Annotated in this window: 1 protein-coding gene; it reads right to left on the bottom strand. The window is 69.5% G+C overall.

Features of this window, described 5'->3' with window-relative positions; all coding sequences use genetic code 11:
• A partial coding sequence (gene cydB / locus GSF22_RS33980; RefSeq protein ID WP_244454627.1) for a cytochrome d ubiquinol oxidase subunit II occupies positions 1-820 on the bottom strand: 820 nt, incomplete at both ends.

Raw genomic sequence — 820 nt, 5'->3', positions numbered from 1 at the left:
GCTGGGTAGGACGTTGGGGAACAGGGCGGCGAAGAGGGTGGCCACGGCGAGGGCGATGGCGGTGGCGGTGCCGGTGAAGGCCCAGCCTTCGCGGCGGGTGTGGGCGGCGGTGAGGCCGCCGAGGAGGGCGATGGCGGCGCCGACGGCGAGGATGACGGCGGTGGTGCTGTTGCGGATGGTGAGGGTCCAGGTGAGGAAGGCGACGGCGAGGACGGCGGCGGTGGTGCCGAGGCGGGTGGCGAGTGCGGTGGCGCGGTGGCGGATGTCGCCGACGGTTTTGAGGGCGATGAAGACGGCGCCGTGGGTGGCGAAGAGGGTGGCGGTGGTGGCGCCGCCGAGGAGGGCGTAGGGGTTGAGGAGGTTGAGCAGGCCGCCGGCGTATTCGTGGTCGGCGTCCAGGGGTACGCCGCGCAGGATGTTGGCGAAGGCGACGCCCCAGAGTATGGCGGGGATGAGGGAGCCGATGGTGATGGCGGTGTCCCAGCGGCGTTTCCAGGTGGCTTCGGGGCGTTTGTGGCGGTATTCGAAGGCGACGCCGCGGATGATGAGGGCGAGGAGGATGAGCAGGAGGGGTAGGTAGAAGCCGGAGAAGAGGGTGGCGTACCACTCGGGGAAGGCGGCGAACATGGCGCCGCCGGCGGTGAGGAGCCAGACTTCGTTGCCGTCCCAGACGGGGCCGATGGTGTTGATGAGGACGCGTCGTTCGCGGTCGTCGCGGCCGAGGACGGGTAGGAGCATGCCGACGCCGAAGTCGAAGCCTTCGAGGATGAAGTAGCCGGTGAAGAGTACGGCGATGAGGAGAAACCAGACGGTGGTGAGG

The organism is Micromonospora echinofusca, assembly GCF_017614955.1.
In the GTDB taxonomy this organism is placed as follows: Bacteria; Actinomycetota; Actinomycetes; order Mycobacteriales; family Micromonosporaceae; genus Micromonospora; species Micromonospora echinofusca_A.
This window is presented reverse-complemented; position numbering and strand designations above follow the sequence as displayed.